Annotated in this window: 25 protein-coding genes and 1 pseudogene; 8 read left to right on the top strand and 18 right to left on the bottom strand. The window is 54.0% G+C overall.

Translation table 11 applies throughout. The features are described from left to right. Positions 1 to 10: 10 nt before the first annotated feature. From A6764_RS11985 to tlp, 3 genes are all read right to left on the bottom strand, one after another. Positions 11 to 337: a hypothetical protein gene (locus A6764_RS11985; RefSeq protein WP_029099165.1), complete on the bottom strand. Its 327-nt coding sequence runs from the start codon at positions 335 to 337 to the stop codon at positions 11 to 13. Between the two features lie 21 nt (positions 338 to 358). Beyond that, positions 359 to 1,471 carry a tRNA 2-thiouridine(34) synthase MnmA gene (gene mnmA, locus A6764_RS11980; protein WP_029099164.1) on the bottom strand — a complete coding sequence of 371 codons (1,113 nt, stop codon included), beginning with the start codon at positions 1,469 to 1,471 and terminating at the stop codon, positions 359 to 361. A 127-nt stretch (positions 1,472 to 1,598) separates the two neighbouring features. Continuing rightward, complete coding sequence (gene tlp / locus A6764_RS11975; RefSeq protein WP_029099163.1) at positions 1,599 to 1,820, bottom strand: small acid-soluble spore protein Tlp; 222 nt, start codon at positions 1,818 to 1,820, stop codon at positions 1,599 to 1,601. A 161-nt stretch (positions 1,821 to 1,981) separates the two neighbouring features. On the opposite strand from tlp, the gene A6764_RS11970 reads away from it, so the two are divergent. Further along, the gene (locus A6764_RS11970; protein ID WP_035297559.1) at positions 1,982 to 2,194 is read left to right on the top strand and encodes a hypothetical protein; all 213 of its coding nucleotides are present in this window, start codon (positions 1,982 to 1,984) and stop codon (positions 2,192 to 2,194) included. On the opposite strand, the gene A6764_RS11965 is transcribed toward A6764_RS11970, so the two are convergent. From A6764_RS11965 to A6764_RS11955, 3 genes are all read right to left on the bottom strand, one after another. Further along, positions 2,191 to 2,541 (bottom strand): DUF952 domain-containing protein, encoded by a 351-nt coding sequence (locus A6764_RS11965; RefSeq protein WP_065066420.1) that lies wholly within the window; start codon positions 2,539 to 2,541, stop codon positions 2,191 to 2,193. The two genes, A6764_RS11970 and A6764_RS11965, sit on opposite strands and share 4 nt — an antisense overlap. A 23-nt stretch (positions 2,542 to 2,564) precedes the next feature. After that, positions 2,565 to 3,932 (bottom strand): FAD-binding oxidoreductase, encoded by a 1,368-nt coding sequence (locus A6764_RS11960; RefSeq protein ID WP_264622241.1) that lies wholly within the window; start codon positions 3,930 to 3,932, stop codon positions 2,565 to 2,567. A gap of 74 nt (positions 3,933 to 4,006) precedes the next feature. After that, the gene (locus tag A6764_RS11955) at positions 4,007 to 4,252 is read right to left on the bottom strand and encodes a hypothetical protein (RefSeq protein ID WP_065066423.1); all 246 of its coding nucleotides are present in this window, start codon (positions 4,250 to 4,252) and stop codon (positions 4,007 to 4,009) included. 202 nt (positions 4,253 to 4,454) lie between these two features. Here A6764_RS11955 and A6764_RS11950 point away from each other — a divergent pair, with 202 nt between their 5' ends. After that, positions 4,455 to 4,733 (top strand): phospholipase A2 family protein, encoded by a 279-nt coding sequence (locus tag A6764_RS11950; RefSeq protein ID WP_065066424.1) that lies wholly within the window; start codon positions 4,455 to 4,457, stop codon positions 4,731 to 4,733. Positions 4,734 to 4,824: 91 nt separating this feature from the next. Here A6764_RS11950 and A6764_RS11945 read toward each other — a convergent pair whose 3' ends face one another. After that, the gene (locus tag A6764_RS11945; protein WP_065066425.1) at positions 4,825 to 6,522 is read right to left on the bottom strand and encodes a WG repeat-containing protein; all 1,698 of its coding nucleotides are present in this window, start codon (positions 6,520 to 6,522) and stop codon (positions 4,825 to 4,827) included. A gap of 430 nt (positions 6,523 to 6,952) precedes the next feature. Between A6764_RS11945 and A6764_RS11940 the strand changes: the two genes are divergently transcribed. Then, complete coding sequence (locus tag A6764_RS11940) at positions 6,953 to 7,177, top strand: hypothetical protein (RefSeq protein ID WP_029099157.1); 225 nt, start codon at positions 6,953 to 6,955, stop codon at positions 7,175 to 7,177. Between the two features lie 267 nt (positions 7,178 to 7,444). Here A6764_RS11940 and A6764_RS11935 read toward each other — a convergent pair whose 3' ends face one another. Beyond that, the gene (locus tag A6764_RS11935) at positions 7,445 to 8,467 is read right to left on the bottom strand and encodes a Delta(5) desaturase DesA (protein ID WP_065066426.1); all 1,023 of its coding nucleotides are present in this window, start codon (positions 8,465 to 8,467) and stop codon (positions 7,445 to 7,447) included. Between the two features lie 453 nt (positions 8,468 to 8,920). Here A6764_RS11935 and A6764_RS11930 point away from each other — a divergent pair, with 453 nt between their 5' ends. Further along, positions 8,921 to 9,712 (top strand): DUF2935 domain-containing protein, encoded by a 792-nt coding sequence (locus A6764_RS11930; protein WP_065066427.1) that lies wholly within the window; start codon positions 8,921 to 8,923, stop codon positions 9,710 to 9,712. A 491-nt stretch (positions 9,713 to 10,203) separates the two neighbouring features. Next, complete coding sequence (locus tag A6764_RS11925) at positions 10,204 to 10,368, top strand: hypothetical protein (RefSeq protein ID WP_176703217.1); 165 nt, start codon at positions 10,204 to 10,206, stop codon at positions 10,366 to 10,368. A gap of 93 nt (positions 10,369 to 10,461) precedes the next feature. Here the strand turns inward: A6764_RS11925 and A6764_RS11920 are convergent, their stop codons facing one another. The 3 genes from A6764_RS11920 to A6764_RS11910 form a co-directional block, all read right to left on the bottom strand. Beyond that, positions 10,462 to 10,815, bottom strand: coding sequence for a hypothetical protein (locus A6764_RS11920; protein WP_065066428.1), 354 nt, complete (start codon positions 10,813 to 10,815; stop codon positions 10,462 to 10,464). Continuing rightward, the gene (locus tag A6764_RS11915) at positions 10,800 to 11,042 is read right to left on the bottom strand and encodes a LexA family protein (protein WP_065066429.1); all 243 of its coding nucleotides are present in this window, start codon (positions 11,040 to 11,042) and stop codon (positions 10,800 to 10,802) included. The genes A6764_RS11920 and A6764_RS11915 overlap by 16 nt, the downstream gene beginning before the upstream one ends. A gap of 486 nt (positions 11,043 to 11,528) precedes the next feature. Then, the gene (locus A6764_RS11910) at positions 11,529 to 12,689 is read right to left on the bottom strand and encodes an iron-containing alcohol dehydrogenase (protein WP_065066430.1); all 1,161 of its coding nucleotides are present in this window, start codon (positions 12,687 to 12,689) and stop codon (positions 11,529 to 11,531) included. A 398-nt stretch (positions 12,690 to 13,087) separates the two neighbouring features. Here A6764_RS11910 and A6764_RS11905 point away from each other — a divergent pair, with 398 nt between their 5' ends. Continuing rightward, positions 13,088 to 13,534, top strand: coding sequence for a hypothetical protein (locus A6764_RS11905; protein WP_029099150.1), 447 nt, complete (start codon positions 13,088 to 13,090; stop codon positions 13,532 to 13,534). A 112-nt stretch (positions 13,535 to 13,646) separates the two neighbouring features. On the opposite strand, the gene A6764_RS11900 is transcribed toward A6764_RS11905, so the two are convergent. The 4 genes from A6764_RS11900 to A6764_RS11885 all read right to left on the bottom strand — a co-directional run bounded on the left by A6764_RS11900 (position 13,647) and on the right by A6764_RS11885 (position 16,345). Then, positions 13,647 to 14,633 carry an NADPH:quinone oxidoreductase family protein gene (locus A6764_RS11900; RefSeq protein ID WP_029099149.1) on the bottom strand — a complete coding sequence of 329 codons (987 nt, stop codon included), beginning with the start codon at positions 14,631 to 14,633 and terminating at the stop codon, positions 13,647 to 13,649. A 205-nt stretch (positions 14,634 to 14,838) separates the two neighbouring features. Continuing rightward, positions 14,839 to 15,633 carry a DUF817 domain-containing protein gene (locus A6764_RS11895; RefSeq protein ID WP_035289447.1) on the bottom strand — a complete coding sequence of 265 codons (795 nt, stop codon included), beginning with the start codon at positions 15,631 to 15,633 and terminating at the stop codon, positions 14,839 to 14,841. Then, a complete protein-coding gene (locus A6764_RS11890) occupies positions 15,630 to 15,917 on the bottom strand; it encodes a hypothetical protein (protein WP_065066431.1) in 288 nt (95 codons plus the stop codon). The genes A6764_RS11895 and A6764_RS11890 overlap by 4 nt, the downstream gene beginning before the upstream one ends. A 221-nt stretch (positions 15,918 to 16,138) precedes the next feature. Further along, positions 16,139 to 16,345, bottom strand: coding sequence for a hypothetical protein (locus tag A6764_RS11885; protein ID WP_065066432.1), 207 nt, complete (start codon positions 16,343 to 16,345; stop codon positions 16,139 to 16,141). A gap of 112 nt (positions 16,346 to 16,457) precedes the next feature. On the opposite strand from A6764_RS11885, the gene A6764_RS11880 reads away from it, so the two are divergent. Both A6764_RS11880 and A6764_RS22425 read left to right on the top strand, forming a co-directional pair. Then, the gene (locus tag A6764_RS11880) at positions 16,458 to 16,724 is read left to right on the top strand and encodes a hypothetical protein (RefSeq protein ID WP_141669584.1); all 267 of its coding nucleotides are present in this window, start codon (positions 16,458 to 16,460) and stop codon (positions 16,722 to 16,724) included. Positions 16,725 to 16,907: 183 nt separating this feature from the next. Continuing rightward, the gene (locus tag A6764_RS22425) at positions 16,908 to 17,093 is read left to right on the top strand and encodes a DUF6199 family natural product biosynthesis protein (RefSeq protein WP_065066434.1); all 186 of its coding nucleotides are present in this window, start codon (positions 16,908 to 16,910) and stop codon (positions 17,091 to 17,093) included. Positions 17,094 to 17,233: 140 nt separating this feature from the next. On the opposite strand, the pseudogene tnpC reads toward A6764_RS22425, so the two are convergent. The 3 genes and pseudogenes from tnpC to tnpA form a co-directional block, all read right to left on the bottom strand. Then, positions 17,234 to 18,683 (bottom strand): annotated as a pseudogene (tnpC, locus tag A6764_RS11875) (IS66 family transposase); the annotation flags it as partial. A 4-nt stretch (positions 18,684 to 18,687) separates the two neighbouring features. After that, positions 18,688 to 19,104 carry an IS66 family insertion sequence element accessory protein TnpB gene (gene tnpB, locus A6764_RS11870; RefSeq protein WP_083989723.1) on the bottom strand — a complete coding sequence of 139 codons (417 nt, stop codon included), beginning with the start codon at positions 19,102 to 19,104 and terminating at the stop codon, positions 18,688 to 18,690. Then, the gene (gene tnpA, locus A6764_RS22420; protein ID WP_413541990.1) at positions 19,098 to 19,367 is read right to left on the bottom strand and encodes an IS66 family insertion sequence element accessory protein TnpA; all 270 of its coding nucleotides are present in this window, start codon (positions 19,365 to 19,367) and stop codon (positions 19,098 to 19,100) included. Before tnpA ends, tnpB begins: the two co-directional genes overlap by 7 nt. Positions 19,368 to 19,405: the final 38 nt, after the last annotated feature.

Genomic DNA, 19,405 nt, shown 5'->3' with positions numbered 1-19,405 from the left:
GTTTCGGGTTTTACCTGGGGAGAATCCACGCTTCTTCCTCCTTGATGATCGAGGAATGATTGATGGAGCGATACCACGCCGTCAAGGTTTTGCCGTCCTTTTCGTACGTGATTTTGTAGATCGTGTTACCCTTGCCGCTCTTCTCAAACGGGCTCTCATCCACGGGGACGACGGTAATGGTTGTGACCCTTCCCCCTTGGCTGGCGATCTTCTCGTTAATGATCGACACGTGCTCCTGCCCCGTGGCGTACATGCCCATGTAGGCTAGTCCTCCGACGAGAAGCGCCCCCAGCAAAAACAAAACGATAATCAGCTTTGATTTCTGTGTCGCTTCCACGCTCCGATTCTCCCATCCGCGCTATTTCTCGGCATCCAGCAGCGTCACCCGGTCGATGATTCCGCCGCCGAGGCACTCCTCCCCGTTGTAGAAGACAACGGCTTGTCCCGGCGTAACCGCTTTTTGCGGCTGATCGAAGACGACCTCCACCGTGCTGTCTTCGCGCAGATGCACCGTCACGCCCTGATCCGGCTGCCGGTACCGAAACTTGGCTGTACAGGTAAAGGAAGACGCCGGCTCCTTGCCGCTGATCCAGTTCACATCGGTGGCGATCAGACGGGTGGAGTAAAGGCGGGGATGGCCGGCCCCTTCGGCGACGATCAGCACGTTGCGCTCCAAATCCTTGTCGACCACGAACCACGGCTCACCGGTCTTTCCGTGTCCGCCGCCGATGCCCAGACCCTGCCGCTGCCCCAGGGTGTAATACATCAAGCCGTCGTGGCGGCCGATCACTTCGCCGTCCACCGTTTCGATGTCCCCCGGCTTGGCGGGCAGATAGTTTTGCAGAAACTCGCGGAAGTTGCGTTCCCCGATGAAGCAGATCCCGGTGCTGTCCTTCTTCTTGGCGGTGGCCAGACCCGCTTTTTCCGCGATCTCCCGCACCTGCGGCTTGGTCAGGGAACCAAGCGGGAACATCGTTTTGGACAGTTGGTGCTGATCGAGGGCGTTGAGAAAGTAGGACTGATCCTTGTTGGAGTCGACACCGCGGAGCAGCCGGTACGCGCCGTCCCGGAACTCCACCCGGGCATAGTGGCCGGTCGCGATGTAATCGGCGCCGAGGTCCATCACCTTGTCCAGCAGTTCGCCAAACTTGATTTCCCGGTTGCACATGACATCCGGATTGGGCGTGCGCCCCCGTTTATATTCATCCAAAAAATACTGGAACACTTTCTCCATGTATTCTTTTTCAAAGTTTACCGTGTAGTACGGGATGCCAATTTGTTCGCAGACGCGCCGGACGTCCTGGAAGTCGTCTTCCGCCGTGCAGTGGCCGAATTCATCGGTATCGTCCCAGTTTTTCATAAAGATGCCGATGACGTCGTATCCCTGTTGTTTCAGCAGGTAAGCCGTCACGGAGGAGTCGACCCCTCCGGACATGCCGACGACGACGCGTGTGTCTTCTGGTCGCTTCATGGTCTTTCTCCTCTTTTCACTAAGGTTCCCTATCAGCATACCACGTTTCGGTCGACAATTCATGTGTGGATATGCTGTGGAGTGCGAAAAAAGCACCTGCCGTTGGTCCGGCAGGCGCTTCTCGCCGTCATTGCAGCCGAGCGTTCTCGTCCTGGATCTCCGAGCGGAACCCCTCGATGCTCTCTTCGCGGCGCTGGTTTTTCTGTTCGATGTTCGCCCGTTCTTCGGGCGTCAGCTCGTCCGCGTGCGCCTTCACGTAATCGCGCGATTCGCGGATGTTTTCCATCGTGTTCTGGATCATCTCCTGCAGTTTCTCCACGTTGTCCGAACGATCATCCGGCTTCGCCATCGGGGACACTCCTTTGCATGGGTAAGTTTGGACGTACCTTACCATTTTGCGCCCGCGGCGGCGGGATTATGTACGCCGGAATCAGCCGACAAACCGGCGAGGACACCAAAACGGCTGTGGTATAATGCAAACAGGAGAGTGTGAGAACCGGAGGGAATGACATGTCTTCGTTGGATTTGCTGGAACGAAAACTCCTGCGCATCCTGGCAGAGACGGAGCCGGTCCGGCTGAAACGGCGCTGGATTCAAAGCGGTGCGCCCGTTTCGGAAGAAGAGCAGCGGCAGCGGATCAGCCTGCTCCTGCGCCGTCTGGACTCGCTGCCGGAAGCCAAGCAGCAGGAAGTGAGGGAGCTTCTGAAATGGTACAACGGTTAACGGGACGGGCAGGAGGCGCCGATGCTCCAGTGCCCTTCCCGTTTTTCCATCTGCCGCACCTCGACGATGGCGTCCTGGTTGAGCGGACCGTAGATGTGCGGGTACAGCCGCCCGTCCTTCGCCTGTTCGTATGTGACCGGTGACGTGACGCGTTCCTCATCCACCACCAGCACCAGCAGGTCGCCGGTAAAATCGGCATAGACCCGATCGGCCACCCGGCCCAGCAGCTCCTCCCCTTTTGTCGCGTGAATAAAGCCTTCTTCCTCGTAATCGCGGGGCAGATAGACGTCCCGTTCCGCCCACAGCTCCCAATACGCCTTCGGTACCAGACAGTAGATGATGTGCATGTGCCTGCTTGTCTCCTTTGGTGTCAATCGATCGGCAGCTTTTTCCCCGGGTTGAGGATGTTGTGGGGATCAAACAACTGTTTTACTTGTCTCATCAGATCGAGCGCCTCTCCGTGTTCGCGGCGGAGGTATTTCAGCTTGCCGACCCCTACCCCGTGCTCGCCGGTGCAGGTGCCGCCGCAGCGCAAGGCGTAGTCGACGAGATTGGCATTGACCCGCTCCGCCCTGTCCAGATCGTCTTGGTTGGTCGGATCGACCAACAGCAGGGCGTGGAAGTTCCCGTCGCCGACATGGCCAAGCAGGCCGCCCTCCACTCCGGCCGCCTCAATCTGCTCGCGGGCGTAGGTGATGGCCCCGGCCAGTTCGCTCAGCGGCACGCAGACGTCGGTGACCATGATCTTCTTGCCTTTCGAGCCGTGGACAAACGCGTAGGCGAGGTTGTGCCGCGCTTCCCAGAGGGTGTTCCGCCCTTTGGCATCCGTTTCAAACGCGAAGCCGCTGCACCCGTGATCGGCAGCGAGGTCCTTGGCGAACTGCACGTCCTGCTGCAGCCCGGCTTCATTGCCGTGAAACTCCAGAAAAAGCGTCGGCGCTTCCTCATAATGCGTACCGCTGTGCCGGTTCAGCTTTTCCATCGACACCCGGTCGACCAGTTCCACCCGCGCGATCGGAATGCCCACGGCCAAGAGGGAAACCGCCGTGCGGACCGCGCTTTCGACGCTGGGAAAGCTGGCCCGCGCCGCCAGGATGGACTCGGGAATGCCGTAGACCCTGAGCGTCAGCTCCGTAAAGATTCCCAACGTCCCTTCCGAGCCGACAAACAGGCCGGTCAGGTTGTAGCCGGCAGACGACTTGACCGCCAATCCGCCCGTGCGGATGATCTGACCGTTGGCAAGCACCACTTCCAGATCCCGCACCTGGTCCCGCATCACGCCGTAGCGGACGGCCGTCGTGCCGCTGGCGTTGGTGGCCGCCATACCGCCCAGGGTGGCATCGGCTCCCGGATCGACCGAGAAGAAGAGGCCGTATTTTTTCAGCTCCTTGTTGAGCTGGGAACGCGTCACCCCTGGCTGTACCCGCACCAGTTGGTCCTCCGGGCGAATCTCCACAATCTGGTTCATCCGTTGAAAATCGAGCGTAATCCCGCCCTGGTAGGGGATGACGTGTCCCTCCAGACTGGTGCCCATGCCAAAGGGCACGACAGGAATGCGGTGGCTGTTCGCAAACTTGACGACTTCGCTGACCTCGGCGGCGTTTCGCGGAAAAACGACGACGTCGGGCGTGTGCGGCCGATGATAGGATTCATCGCGGCTGTGCTGTTCCAGCATGGTCGGATTGACGCTCACCTGCTCGTGGCCGACCAGTTGACGAAGCGCTTCCGTCAGATTCATGTGCTTCCCTCCCCCAGCATGACTCGCTGCTTTTTCGCCCAATTTTATCCGCTTTTGGCAGCCCTGTCTATGGGTTACCGGCTGGTAAGCGTTCGTTCAATGTGGCGGATCGCCTTCCAATAGGCCCGTTCGTCCAGCCGCCCCTGCTCACGCTGCCACTCGATGTAATTACGCAGGGAGAGGAGGTCGACCCAAGCTTCCTTGGACTGTGGGTTGTCTCCCGGCACCTCGCCGGTGATTTCGCCTTCCCGCACCAGCTTGGCCATTTTCGTGGGATGGATGCCGATTTGATAGGCGATCTGGTATAATGCCGTTTTCATGGAACTCTCTCCTTCGTGAAACGCTTCGGCCCTGTACAGGGGACCCGGCTTGTCCTTTTCATTCTGCCAGTCTTGACGCCGGCTGCCAATCCCCGAACGGGTGATGGTGAGAAAGTTGCGTCAGTCGATCAGGTATGCGTCCAATCACTTTTGGCGAAACCCGATATGGTAGTAGTAACACCATCCACGGCGGTGATGCGAGATGCCAAGCCGCAAGCGGCGTTTTGGATCGATTCCCTGTTTTTACGGCAATTGGTGCGGTCCCGGCTGCTCGGGGCCGGAACCGCCCATTGACGAGATAGACCGGTGCTGCATGATGCACGACAAGTGCTACCGAAAACGCGGCTATTTTGCCTGCAGCTGCGACAAAAAGCTGGTGAAGTGCCTGAAAAAGCACCTGGATCGCACGACGGAGAAGGGGAGAAAAGCCTATCTGATGTATCTGTATTTTCGCAACAGCATCTGCGACCCCAAGCGCTAAGCGAAACGTAACACCCGCCTGGGATCGCGAAACCGGTTGTCCACCTGTCATTCGTCCCTCGCGTCGATGCGATCGGGCCGGATCCATCCGCTTATTCCGTTACGCGGTTCCCTCTTTTATCGATATAGGTTTGATCGTTCGAACCGTCCGCTGTTACCAGCGCCAATCCGTCTTGAAAACTGCGCGCATTGGAAAATTGCGGCGGAATCACGAATGTTCCGGTTTTGTCGATAAATCCGTCTTTTCCCTTGATCCGGACGCGCGCGAGCCCCTCGGAGAATGGGTCTGCCGCATCAAATTGCGCGGGGATCACCATTTTCCCCGTCTTGTCGATATAGCCGAATCGGTAGCCAACCCTCACCAAAGCCAGGCCGTCAGAAAAATCGGTGGCATAATCACCCGTTTGGTTGCGGCTGTCAAAAGCGGGCGGAATGACGGTCTTTCCGGTTTTATCGATATACCCGTACTTCCCGTTGATCATGACCAGGGCCAGTCCCTCGTGAAAGTCAAACAGCCGCGGCGCGCCGCTGTAATTGTAATTGAGCCCCTCCACCGAAAATTGCGGCTTGATGACGTAGGCACCGGTTTTACCGATATAGCCGTACCGACCGTTTCGCGCTACCGCAGCCAGGCCTTCATGAAAGTCGTTGGCGATGTCGAATTGCGGTTTGACGGCCAGTTTTCCGGTTGTGTCGATATATCCCCACAGGTTGCCGACCCGCACGGCGGCCAGTCCTTCCCGAAACGGCATGACCTCGTCATACGCTGCCGTGACGACCTTTCCGCTTTTGTTGATGAAGGCGTATTTGTTCCCTTGTGCAACGACGGCAAACCCCTCGTGAAAATCGACGCCTCTGTCATACTCGTAGAGGGACCCCAGTGGATAGACGGGGTTGATGACCCACTGCCCTTTTTGATTGATGTACCCGTACTTGTAACCGACCCGCACGGCAGCCAGTCCCTCACTGAAATCTTTCACATCATCAAACTGCAGGGGAATCGCCAGTTCGCCATTGGCTCCGACAAATCCCCATTTGCCGTTGAGGTATACAGCCCCCAATCCTTCCCGAAACGGTCTGGCATTGCTGAACTGCGGATCGACCAGGACCCGGCCCGCCGCATCCATGTATCCCCATTTGCCGTTTTGGGTAAACGGGTACAATTTCGCACTCGGCGGAATGAGCGGAGCAGACGGCTGATCGGGCGCCTGTTTGGCCTGGACGATGGAGTTGTCCGCCAAATTCTTGATGAATTGAACCGCTTCCGTCCGGGTGAGGTACGATTCCTTGGCGAAGCCGGTCAAGCTGGCCGTTTCCCCCCGCCCTTTTACCAGCCCCTGGTTGTACAAATACTGGACCGCGTTGTTCGTGTCGTAACGGAAGCCCTGCGACGCCGCAATCAGTTTGGCTACGCTGCCCCGTTTGATCGGACGGTCCGACTGCTCCCGGGACACCGGCCAATGATACGCTTCGGCCTGCCGGTAATAAACGTCAGCCCAGTATGTACCCGCAGGCTGAAGCGTCAGCGCGTTTCCGCGGTTTGCGTAATAACGGAGCAGCATCGCCAAAAACTCGCTTTCCTTGACGAACTGATCCGGCCTGAAGGTGTGGTCCGGGAAACCGGAAATCAAACGCTGCTCCACACCCCATCTGATCGTATCGTATCCCCAGTAGGCCGGGGAAACGTCCTGAAACGAAACGGATTCCGCCGCGGCCGTCAATCCGACGCTGCTCCAAGCCAAAACGCCGGCGGTCACCATGTTCAAGCAGTTCTTCCTGTACTTCTTCATGTGACTTTTCCTTCTTTCGTGAAATGTGCTGCAATTGTAAAGACGCGAAAGGGAAGGAAAAGTTTCGAATACCAGTAAGGTATGAGACTGCCAGCCTGCGTTTAAGAAAGTGGCACAACCTTATCGAGAGAGGGAATCCAAAAAGGACTCCGCAGCGTCGTCCAACAGCTTTTCCCGGTTCGGATCCTCATTTGCGTCGCTGTCAACCTCAAGCTCTCCACCGTTGATTGCCGACGTGTCCTCCGTCTGTTCGGTGATCAGCGGGGTGTCCATCAGCCGGGGATGGATCGGACAGACACACTCTTACTATGCGCGGTCAGCACGAGAATTATTTCCGGGAAATCACAATCCTCTCCGTTTCATCAGAAGGGCTATTTCTGCTTGCTTCCATCCCCGTTGGGGCATACTAACGCGTAAAGGAGCGTGGACCATGTTGGATAACAAATCGACGTACTACGTTACAAACTGGGACGACGCGTGGGAGTATACGCGGGCACTGGAGGTGATGAACATCCCGTACGTCGTCGAATCGCCGGGCTCTCCCCTCCACCTGAACGAGGGGGAACTGGCCATTGTGTTTCCCCACCTGACCATGAGAACGTACGCGAAGGTGCGGACCCTCTTTGGCGGTGACGGAGAACGGTATCCGGATTAGCGCGGCCCCCTTGCCAACCATGTTTTGGCAACCTGCCGTCTGCCGGGTCCCATCCAAAGCCTCGCATGGACGAAAAATGGACCGGCGGCAATACTTGTCTTTGTCAGGCCGGGGATCGAACGGAGCCCTGTCCACAGCGGAAACGGATAACTCCAGGGGGCATGCCCGCTTAACAGGGGCCGCGTCAAACGATAAAGGGGCTTTTCCCGTACGGTCTGCATCGAAGGGATAATTTGACGAGACGGCCGTTACTCATGTGCTGCTTTTTCAAATGGAATCCGTTTCGTTGCGCTTGGCCGAAATTTGCTTCAAATCCTTGAATCCCACAAATGTCTTGCTGCACTCGTTCCACAATCGGAAACGGAGCGATCGCAGGCTGGACAGGAGCGTCAGGGTATGTACTTCCTGAAAACGCGGGTGATTCCTGTGAACCGCTTCCAGGTAATAGTTGGGGATCCGCGGGCTCAAATGGTGAATATGGTGAAAGCCGATATTTCCGGTGAACCAGCGCAGGACCTTCGGCAGCTTGTAGAAAGAACTCCCCTGCAGGGCTGCCTTCACGTAGTCCCAATTTTCTTCCTCTTCAAAATACGACTGCTCAAACTGGTGCTGGACGTAAAAAAGCCAGATGCCGACCATACCGGAAAGGAAAAAAATCGGGCCGTGAACCAGGAGAAACGCTTGCCATCCTACTGTCCAGCAAAGCAATCCAGCCACCGCAGCGATGCCAAGGTTTGTCACGTAGGTGTTGATGCGTTCCTTCAGCCCGGCTCGTTTTCGGTTAAACCGATACGCGATCAGAAAAATGTAGATCGGGCCTACGCCAAACATGATGAGCGGATTACGGTATAGCCGGTATGCCAAGCGTCGCAGCAGAGGCGACGACACATATTCCTCCACCGTAAGCGTCCAAATATCCCCCGTCCCCCGCCGATCCAAGTTGCCGTTGGTGGCGTGATGAACGGCGTGGCTGTGCTGCCATTGGGAATAAGGGCAGCAGGTCAGAATGCCGGTGAACGTCCCGACAATCTTATTTGCCGCCCGATTTTTGAAGTACGATTGATGACAGCAATCATGAAAAATGATGAAAATCCGTATCAAAAATCCACCGGCAAGAATGGCCAGTGCAAGGGTAAGCCAATAGGAAACCGACAGACTCAGATAGGCGGCGTACCAGAGCAGAAAAAAAGGCAACAGGGTATTGATGATCTGCCAAACACTGTACTTCACACGTGGTCTTTCGTAAGGTGCGATGTCTTTTCGCCATCCGGCTTGTTCCTCATGAGACATTCGTATAGATCTTCCCCTCTCCGATTCCATTCTGTAGGTATCGTATGCTGAAAATCGTTCAAGTTTCCATCACGTCCTGAAAATTCCACGATGTCTGTTACGCATCCCCAATGAACCAACCTGTACCCTTCTCAAAGCATGTTTGAATCATATCATAGAATTCCTTAAAAAACACAGCTTTTTCCACTTATCGAAGGCAGTTCATACCGTCAAACCGTCTCATCATCCGCAGCCATTTCCTGGGGCTTTCTTTTACGAATTGGGCTTATATCCCTTACGTTGATGTAGGCGTGAGCCCATTCCATGCTCTGGGTACATACATAGAGATATATCGTACTTACAAATACAGGAGGAGTCGTCTGCAGATGCGAAATCGAGGTTTGGAAAGTCTGTCCATTCTTAGTGTGCCGCGTTTGCGCTATGCGACACAAAAATACATGGGGGAGGCGCCGTATGGCAGATGCATTTGTTGATAGGTCGTTAGATGAAATCAGATTTTGGTCGAGAATCATGAAAGAACATTCTCTTTTCCTTAAATTAGGGTTTCATTGTGACGATACCAAATTAATCGACGAAGCAAACCGGTTTTACACCATTTTTGAAGACATTGAAAATCAGGCCCTTTCCCTCTCACCGGATGTAGACCCGCAAAGAATTTTCGATTTTAACAATACCGTTCACAATGCGGTTTGTCACATTTGGAAGTTCAAACGAAAAGTACTTGACTTGATTATTCGTTGCAGGATTGGAGGGAACAATTTTCCGTTGTTGGTCGATCATGTCAGCAGGGAAGCTGCATATTTCATGAAGCGATTAGAGCAATTAAATACGGGAACCCTTGATCCCTTACCCGATGCCATCATTAATGAAAATGTATTCTTCCTAAGAATCATGGCCGACCACGCCAAATTTATCAACCACTTACTTGATCCTTCCGAAAGAAAACTTGTAGAACAGGCTCGTGAGTTTAGCCACGACTTTGATCAACTCCTTTTTCAAGCGATTGACCTCAATTCCATGCGACCTCAGTCCCAAACCCTTCCTCTCCTTGATCAATTTGTAGATCAAAATCGGGTTTCTGTTCGTCAATTACGTGACTTCAAGAAGACAGCTCGTGATCTGATTGAGGCATGCAGAATAAAAAGCATTATCCCACCGCTGCTCGCTGATCATGTATTCAGAGAAGCATCACACTTCCTCGAAATATTGGATTCATTAGAGTTGGCTTTGTCCTCCTCGAAATAAATAGATCGTCTCGTCTTATCCGTCTGTAAACATTCACGATATGCCCCCACATTGGGGGTTTTCCTTTTTTCAAAAAGGGCAGCCTTGATGATCCTCCTTTCCACTTTCTTGCTGCAATTTGCCCTCTCCGATTACACATTATGGAAAAAGTCGGTTTCGTTCCAGCGTGAAAACCAGATTAGGTTGAGGGGAAAGTTCCTTCAACAACAAAATGGACATTTTGTCTTCATGGTTCGTCCAATCATTTCTAGCGATTATTCATACAATAAAGTATCAAACACGAAAGAGGTGGTATTATGTCATTCTGTTTCAGACGTCGTCGCCGCCGCTGCTGTTTCCGTCGCCGCCGCCGCTGCTTCTGATCACCAAATGTCCGGATAGTTATATTCGGACGTTTATCACTTTATTACCTCCCACAATTTGCAACATTTGACCAATTGAGAGATTTGTTGTAAGGTGAATGGGAATGACCAAAAAAGGTGTGTGCTTTTATGGCGAAAGAGTATGCGGTTGGCTGGGGAACCTTGGCGCTGATCAATGCCGGATTGGCCCAGACAAAAAATCAAAGCGGACTTTTATGGTTTTTCCTCTCCCTGTTACTCGGCCCCATTGCAACCTTTATGATTGTTGTTTTGGTGAAGAAAGATGAACATTGATCGAAATCTCCCGGTCTGCGAAGAGACGGACAAAACCGAATCGTCCGGACGATCTGCGCCGCCTCCGCGGCTTTCTTCCATGATGCGGCCAGCTTAACCGGTGAACGATTTCGTCACGCGCACGACATCCTCTACCCGAATCCACACAGAATCCCAATCACTGACCAGCAGGAACCGACGTTCGTCCGGGTCAATCTGCTTTACGATCCCCCATGCCGTTTCAAACACGCCGCGTCCTCCGTACATTTCCCGGAACCATGTAACGTTGATCGCGTAATCGTACTGCGTTGAGTCATAGATACGAAAACAGTTCTCATCATAGTCGATCTCATCGACAACTGGTCTCCCTGCGAGCACCTCATCCGCGTTCACACGCCGGCTTTCTGTTTTCTGTTCCGGCTGTACCATCCGCATGGATCCGAACCAATCCTCTATCTTCCGCTCCATCTTGATGTCTCCTTTCGTTCCCACGCTTCCAGCAGCTTGATGTCGTCCGGGCGTGATCGATCCCATTCGATGTACGCTTTCCGTGCCAAGGCGGCCAGTACTTCCATGACGCCGCCGCGGCTGCGGCCGGTTTTCACGCACAGTTCGTCCACCGTCGGGGTGCGCCGACGACCAACGGAAAAGTTGGCGATGATACGGAGCACCTTCCGTTCAATATCCTGCAGCACGATGTTTCACCACTGGCACAGCGGCAAGGATGTTGTCAACGGAAAATACGCGAAACGCCCGACGCGCAAAACAGTAGGCTTTCACATTCCCCCTGCTGATCTCATGGATCCGGACGGTTCGCTTCGACGTTCGCCCGTGGCGATCCACATAGATGATCTCGACAAGCTGACCGCTGTTCATATAGCGCTGCAAGTTCCCGAGCATAGTCGTTCCCCCCTCGTGAATGCGAACGTTTGTTTGTATTATATGCGAACATGAGGCGAACATGCAAGAAAAAATGCCCCACTACCAGTGGAGCAAGTGATGGAAAACAATCTTCGGCCAACGTGTTGATTGCGTCAGATATGCAGCGCTTTAGAATCGCTGTTAGCCTGGAACCATTGGGGCTCCGGTATTCCCTCGAGGAACTCCCTTTCCCCTTTTTTCCGCTGTACTGTATTTTTGAAGCACCCGGGGACTTTTACCGGCAATTGTTTCCGTCCTTCTTACGACCGATACGCCTCCTCCAGAATGCGCAGGTAATCCTTCGCCGTAATCGTCCGCACATTGCTTGGCGTGGAGCCGTTTTGCACCGACAGCTCCACGATCCGCGGGAAGTCCTCTTTGCGGACACCCGGCAAGTCCTTCAGCTTTGGAATGCCCAGGCCGTGCGTAAAGGCCTCGATGCCGTCAATCAGCTTTTCGACGGCGAGCTCGTCCGCGTCGGCATCGGCGGCAAACCCCATGTAACGCGCCAGTCTGGCGTGCATCGGCTTGTTTTCCGCAGCGTTGAACCGAAGCACATGAGGCAAAAATACCGCATTCGCGACGCCGTGGGGCGTGTCGTATAGCCCGCCGAGCGCTTCCGCCAGACAGTGCACAGCCGCGACATCCGCCGAGCCAAAACAGAGCCCCGCCAGCAGACTGCCCTCCAGCATGGCGGCACGGGCCTCTTCGTTCCGACCATCTGCATAAGCAGCCGGCAGTGCGGAGACAATCGTCTGCATCGCGCGGGCGCCGAGGGCTTGCGAGATCGGATTGGTCACTTTGCAGGTATACCCCTCGATGGCGTGAACCAAGGCGTCGACGCCGGTGGCAGCGGTGACGGCGGGCGGAACGCTGAGCGTCAGGCTGGGATCAAGCACGGCGAGCGTTGGGCGCAAGGCGGCGTGTTTGAGCGTCATTTTTCGGTGGGTGGCCGACTCGGTGATGACTGCGGAGCGGGTCACTTCCGATCCCGTCCCGGCTGTAGTGGGGACGCAAATGATCGGGGCAATGTTCGCGTAGGGAAGCCGTCCGTCCGCGTAATCGGCGGGAGTTCCGCCATTTGGTCCGCACAGCGCGATCGTTTTCCCCGTGTCCATGGCGCTTCCCCCGCCGATGGCCAACACCATGTCGGCGCCGCTGTCACGGAATTGTTCCGCTCCCGCCAAGCATTCCGTATCCCGCGGATTTTGGCTGAGCGACGCAAACAGCGACACGGCAAAGCCCGCTTCCTCCAAAGCTGTCTGGATCGGTTCGACCAGGCCCGCGCGGATCACGCCGGGGTCGCTGACCAGCAAAATGGACGAGCCGACCTGCAGGGAAAGCAGCAGGTCCGGCAGGTGGAGAGCCCTGCCCATCCCCATTTCAATACGCGTGGAGCAATAGTAGTGAAAGGCATTCATCCGGTTTCCTCCCGATTTCTACAAGCTCGTGTCAGTACCATCATACAGGCTGGGAAAGAGGGTTTCCACAAAAATTTGAAATATTCGGCTTATTGAAGGGAACAAAAATGTGAAACGAACAGAAAACGCCATACGAAAACTCCTTTCCTTGGGAAAACACTCGTTCCCTATTCGTAACAAATGTTTGGAAATGTCTCGTTCTCTTGCTTCAGGCGTTCGAAAATATTTTTCGACGTGACTTCTATCTTCGCGTGGGATGAGGTTTCCGTAGATGCACCCTTTCCTTTCGTCAAGCGTATCCCTTCCATTTCTCTCCCGAACCGCTTCGTTGTTCACGTAACCAAATAGACGATCCGTTCGTCATACGGTATGAACTCCAGTTCCAAGGGGGGCTCGCGGTGATAAAAAATGGCTGGTATGTCATTACAGGTTCCTATTTTGTTACCCTATTCCTTACGTCATGGATGTACACCGCTATCACGAAGCTGCCGATTGACCGGTATCGAGACATTTCGGGACTGGTCATAGGCTCTGTTATGGTGGTCATCCCGTATCTTGTTGGTGGTCTTTACGCAGGGATCTCTCATAAACGAGGAGCAACAAGAGCAGCCGTGTGGATCAGTATGGTCCCCGCCATCTCGGAAAAGTTTCTGATTTTTCTGATTGGCGCCTGCTTTGTCGCGGTGGAAGGGAACCGTGTCACGTGGGAAAATGTCATGATGTTCGTCAGCGCCGAAGCCGTTCCCTATTTTACAAATGCGTACCTATTGACATTCCCCTTGTCTGTTCTGGTAAGTGTTGCGGCAGCAGCGTGCATCCATGTCCGAACCGGATCGAAGGAATAAACGATGCTTCAAACGGAACGGATGTGTTGGCAAAAAAACCTGCCTCCGCGCAGGAGGCAGGTTTTCCTGACGAACTGCCCGACAGCGTTAGGTGTCAAGGCATGTGATTCGCTTACAAGCGAACAATGGTTCTTCCGCGCACGTCCCCTTTTAGGATGGCGGAGACGGCCAAGGGAATCTCATCCAGTGCGATTTCGTATCCGATGCTGTCCAACAGGTTCTCCGGCTTGAGATCCTCCGCCAATCGCTCCCACAGCTTCACACGGACGTCCATCGGGCAGTAGACCGAATCGATTCCCAGCAGATTGACGCCCCTCAGGATAAAGGGAAATACCGTACCGGCAAATTCCGATCCGCCTGCCAGTCCGCTGAGCGCAACAGATCCCCCGTATTTGATGGAGCTTACGACAGAGGCCAGGGTTTTTCCGCCAACCGGATCCACAGCAGCCGACCACCGCTCTTTTTGCAATGGACGGGTGTCGGTCAGCTCGTCACGACTGAGGATTTCCGCTGCTCCAATCTTATGTAAATACTCATGTTCAGACGCTTTTCCCGTGCTTGCTGCCACATGATAGCCGTTCTTGGCCAGCATCGCCACTGCTGTGCTGCCAACCCCGCCAGTCGCACCCGTTACAAGAACAGGTCCCCGATCCGGATTCACCCCGTGTTCTTCCAACCGTTGGATGGACAGTCCCGCCGTAAAGCCCGCCGTACCGAGTGCCATCGCTTCTTTCAAGGTCAGCCCCTGCGGCAGTTTCACAACCCAGTCGGCCGGCACGCGGGCGTATTCACTGAATCCGCCAAAATGGGACACCCCCAGTTCGTAACCCGTGACAATCACGTCGTCCCCTTCGCGGAAACGGGGATCGCGCGATGCCGCAACCGTGCCGGCCAAATCGATGCCCGGAACAAACGGGTATGATTTGACGATCCGGCCATTCGGAGTGCATGCAAGACCGTCTTTATAGTTGACGCTTGAATACGCGACCCGAATGGTGACGTCACCGTGCGGCAAATCGTCGAAGGTCAATTCTTTTACGTTCAAGGATAATGAATCTTCCGTCTTTTCAACCACCAATGCACGAAAATGAGTCGTCAATGGTTTCACCCCGCCAGAACATATCGTCTACGATGGTCTTATTCTACCAAACGAAACAATTCCCTTCATGAAATGAAATGTGGACGGAAAGGCGTGCGCATTGCAGCATGTCTGGTTCGGCAATACATTTGTGCCGACAGCACCGGTTGCGCACGCCTTGATCATCGTCCATTTCGTTACCGGCTGGAGGTTTTTACCGGGGAGACTACACCGGCTTGTCCTGAGAGGAGTGCTGCACGAGCTGCTGCTTGACGTACTTTAGTTCAGCCACGATGATAAAGCTGACGATCACAAGCAAAAACCAGGAGCTGATCTTGCTCAGGTGCACCAGCTCCCATCCTTCCCGCTGATGCGGATAACGCCAGGCACCGAAAAACGTCGCGATGTTTTCGGCAATCCAGATAAAAAAGCCGATCAAGAAAAACGACAGGGGCAGCGGCATCCACAGGCGTTCTTCGGCCACGCGAAAGGTGACGCGGGTACGCCAGAACACCACGAAGATAGCGGCGGTCAACACCCAGCGCATGTCCCAAACATAATGATGGGTAAAAAAGTTTAGATAGATGGCAGCCCCGAGCGTCACGACGAACAAATGATGCGGCCGGCCCATGATATCGACCTCCAGACGGCGCCACGCCTGGCACAGATAGCTGGCCACGCTTGCGTACATAAAACCGCTGTAGAGAGGCACGCCAAATATCTTCGTGTAGGCCTCTTCCGGATACGACCAGGACCCCATGTGCACCTTGAACACCTCCAGTATCAGGCCGATCAAGTGAAACACGGTAATGACCTTGAGCTCGTCCTTTGTTTCCAACCCGCTTTTCACCATCAGCACCTGAAATGCCAGGCAAAGCAGGAGCAGCAGGTCGTATCGGGGAAGACCCGGTATGGCGACGAGCTTGGACAATGCCAGGGCAGCGAAAATGAAAACCGGAAAGAGGCAGGACATCGCCTCCTGATAGGTAAAGTGCAGAAGAAGCCGAACAAACCGTCTCATGTGATAACCTCACCCGCAGATGTGTGGGCTGCTGCCGGAAGGTCATCGGGGTACCCGACTCTCCCGCATCCGGCGTACAGTCGGGCATCGGGGGAACCGGCGTGTACGTTTGTTTCATTGGACAGATCCCGTTGCAAAGAAAGATCCTGCGCCTTGGGGATCTGCTCCTTGCGATTCTGTTCCACCCCGTGAACAGCATGATTGACGGCGAAACGGCTTTCGCTAACCGGCAGGTCGTCTGGCAGGTATTCATGCAACCATTGCGGCGATTCGAGTGCTTGCATCCTTTTTCCTCTTTTCTGTTTTCTTCCTCATAGCAGATGGTTTCTATTTTTCCACGTTGATTTTACCATGGTTTCGCCGTGTGGTACCAGTGGCGCGAACGTTCTTTCCCGACTTTCCTATATTTCCCGTGTCCCCCAGGATCATGGCCGGCTCATTTCTTGCCGGAACCGTGATTGTCATAGGATAGCAGCGTCGTTGTCGAAACAATCTTCTGACGGCCTCAGGTACTGTTGTGGGAAATCAGCCCGCGTTCTTGATGGTCCAGTGAAATGCATCCGGTTCGTCCTCCCGCTTGGCTCAATGCTTCATGATTGTGATGGCACACCGCCTTTTGCACCTTCTTGGTCTGTTGAGTAATCGGGATATGGACGGCTTTGATCCGCTTCTCCTGACTGTCCGAATCGTACGTTCCGACTTTCATCCCCATTCCCGTACCTCCATCCATCCTATCGGGTTGTGTTACGGAACTTAATCATTTACACTATCTTTTAAAACCATTGCCAAATTTTTTCAACATTCAACTGGAGAGAGTTCTCACAATGAGTACGAATAAGAGAAAACAACCTATATGGGCTTGGATCGTGATTGTTTTAACAGGGGGATGCCTGATTCTACTTGGTTCTTCAGCGTGGGCGCTTTTTGCCATTCCACTGCTGATGGCAGGTTTTTCTACTGATTCACCAAGTACTCCAAAATACGTGCCAATCCTGATATTGATTATCGGTTACGGCATATTGATCGGCTGGGTCCTGCTTTTCTATACTTCGATTCGTTCTGTTATACGAGCGTTTAAAAAGAAAGCATAACGCAATCATGTTCTTCTTCAAATAATGGAGCAAGTTTAGAAAGGAATGCCGGACTATACTGGTTAGTCCGGCTTTTTGCATTCCTCCGTGTATTTGGAAGTAGCAGAACCCGAAACCTATCGAAACGTTTCATGCAAAAAAACGTAACATGAAAGTAGTTATCATGATCCAAAGGAGGCCAACATGTTCCTTTTTGGTGTACTTCTCATTCTGCATGGCCTGTTGTCCATCATCTCTCCGCAAATCTTGTGGTTTCTAACGCAAGGATGGACATTCAAAGATGGAGAGCCGTCAGATGCCGTCACCATCTTTGGCAGAATCTTCCGGGTATTTGCTCTTGTTGTCGGTATATACCTCGTCTCCCGTTGATGACACGTTGAGCAATGTGTGAAATGGCCATAAAGCATCTCAAGCTCTGACCACGGTTTACATGGTATCCACGGCAAAGGAGACTGCATCCAAGCTGGACAAGTTTGATCCGCGCAAACAGCAGATAAAATGATTTCGTCAACGAATAGGTACGTCAGATACTTGTATGGGCTAAGCCCATTTTCTTTCGCGGTTTCAATCACACTGTAGATGACGGCGCTGGCCTTGGCTCCGCGAGGCGTATTCGCAAAAAGCCAGTTCTTGCGTCCGATCACAAACGGCTTAATCGAACGCTCGCTGCGGTTCGAGCCGTCCATCTTGCAAGAACGCCTTCAGCTTGTCCCACTGATTCAAGCTGAAGGCAATCGCCTGTCCCAGCAGACTTTTGGGAAGTGTTCGGATTGCTGCTGACGCAGCCATGCCAAATAAGCGTCCAAAACAGGCTTGCTTCGCTCCATTCGGACGTTACGGCGTTCTTCCGGCGAGACTTTTTTCAGTTCCCGCTCAACGGCAAACAGTTGATTGCAAAATTGCAATCCTAGCTGGGCGGTTGTTTCAGATGTAGATTCACTGGCGGGCAGCCCCTTCAGCGCCTCGTCAAACTTGCGCCTGGCGTGCGCCCAGCATCCGACCAGCGTTACGCCCTGCACCTTGTGATAGCCGGGATACCCGTCCACGTGCAGATAGCCTCTAAATCCCGCCAGAAAGTTTCGGGGATGCTCGCCGCCGCGCGATGGCTGGTAATCGTACAAGACGATTGGCGGTCCCATGCGTCCGGTGCGATACAGCCACAGATATGACTGTGTTTCAGCGGATTTTCCCGGCTCCCGCAGCACCTGCAGTATCGTCTCATCGGCGTGCAGGATGTCCTGGCTCAGCAGATGCTCCTTCATGCGGCTTGTTAAGAGCAACAACCACTTGTCCGCCCCGTACATCATCCAGTTTGCCATTGTCTGCCGAGAGATCGTCAGCCCCATGCGGGCAAACTGTTGCTCCTGCCGGTACAGCGGCTGGCTTTCCACATATTTCCTGATCATGACATACGCCATGCTCGAAGGGGACGCCAAACTTCCCGGGTAGACCGGCTTTGGCATCGGAGCCGTCACGAAAGGCGTCTGGATTTCCTCACGCTCGCAGCGGCGGCAAGCATATACCTTGCGCACATGCCGTACGACTTTGACTTCGGCCGGGATGACCTTGATTTCGTTACGCGTCTCGGTGCTCATTTCGTGAAGCGCACGGCCGCAGCACACACATATTTGTTCCGCTTCCCCAAGCTCATGCGTTACGGTCTCAACCGGCAGCTTTTCCAAATCGGTTTCGCGCTTGCCGGTTTGTTTGCGGCGCTCGTACGTAATGCTCTTGTCCTTCAGGCGTCGCCAGCACTTCGGCTTCATTGAACAGATTGAGCTGCATTTGATCCGGATGCGTTTTCTCGCTGGAGGCGCCAAAGCGCTTTTGCTGAGCCAGACGGAACTGCTCTTCGTACCATTTGAGCTTGGCAGACAGTTCGGCGTTTTGTTGCTCCAGCGTTACAACTTGCTGCTTAAGTGATTCGTTTGTCGGTCTGGTTTTCGCTCGATTTTCCATAGGGTTATATATTCGATAGGACATCCGCCAACCCTGTCGGTAAATACGACGAAACAAGAAAAACAATTGTTGCTAAATCACGGTTTCGGCTAGGACTTTCCGCCTGCCGCTGGCTGAGCGCAAGTCCGTCCAAAAGCCAGCGAAGCTCTCGGCTGGAGACCGTCACCGTACCCTCTTTGCCGGTCGGCCACTGAAACCTGCCGCGTTCCAGTCGGCGATAAAAGAGCCAAAAGCCATTATGATCCCAGTACAAAATCTTGAGCTTATTCCGCGCACGGTTGCAGAACACAAAGAGATAGGGAGAGAATGGGTCGAGGCCGAAGCCCTGTTGAACGAGTGCGGCCAGTCCGTCGATGGATTTGCGTAAATCAGTTGATCCGCAAGCCAAATAAACACGCTGGGCGCCGGATAGCGTCAACATGATGACTTCAGCGCATGAACGACTTCACGCAGCAGTTTCGGGTTGAAGCCAGGGTGAAGCTCGATGCTGACTTGGCCAATGCGAACGACAAGCAATGGCGCAGAAAGAGGAGCACCTGTTTGGTCGGTTACGGAAAGCGGCACAAAACGTGCAGCAGGAGCCGACCCTGTGGATGCAGGCGATGATTTGCCAATTTTCGATTTGTAGAGCCAATATTTCATTTGGCTGATTGAACATTGATTTGCAGCGCACCAAGCAGAAATTGTAAGGCCGCTTGCCCGAAAATCCGTGATACGCGCAA

This window comes from Brevibacillus sp. WF146, assembly GCF_001673705.2.
Taxonomy (GTDB): Bacteria; Bacillota; Bacilli; order Brevibacillales; family Brevibacillaceae; genus Brevibacillus; species Brevibacillus thermoruber.
This window is presented reverse-complemented; position numbering and strand designations above follow the sequence as displayed.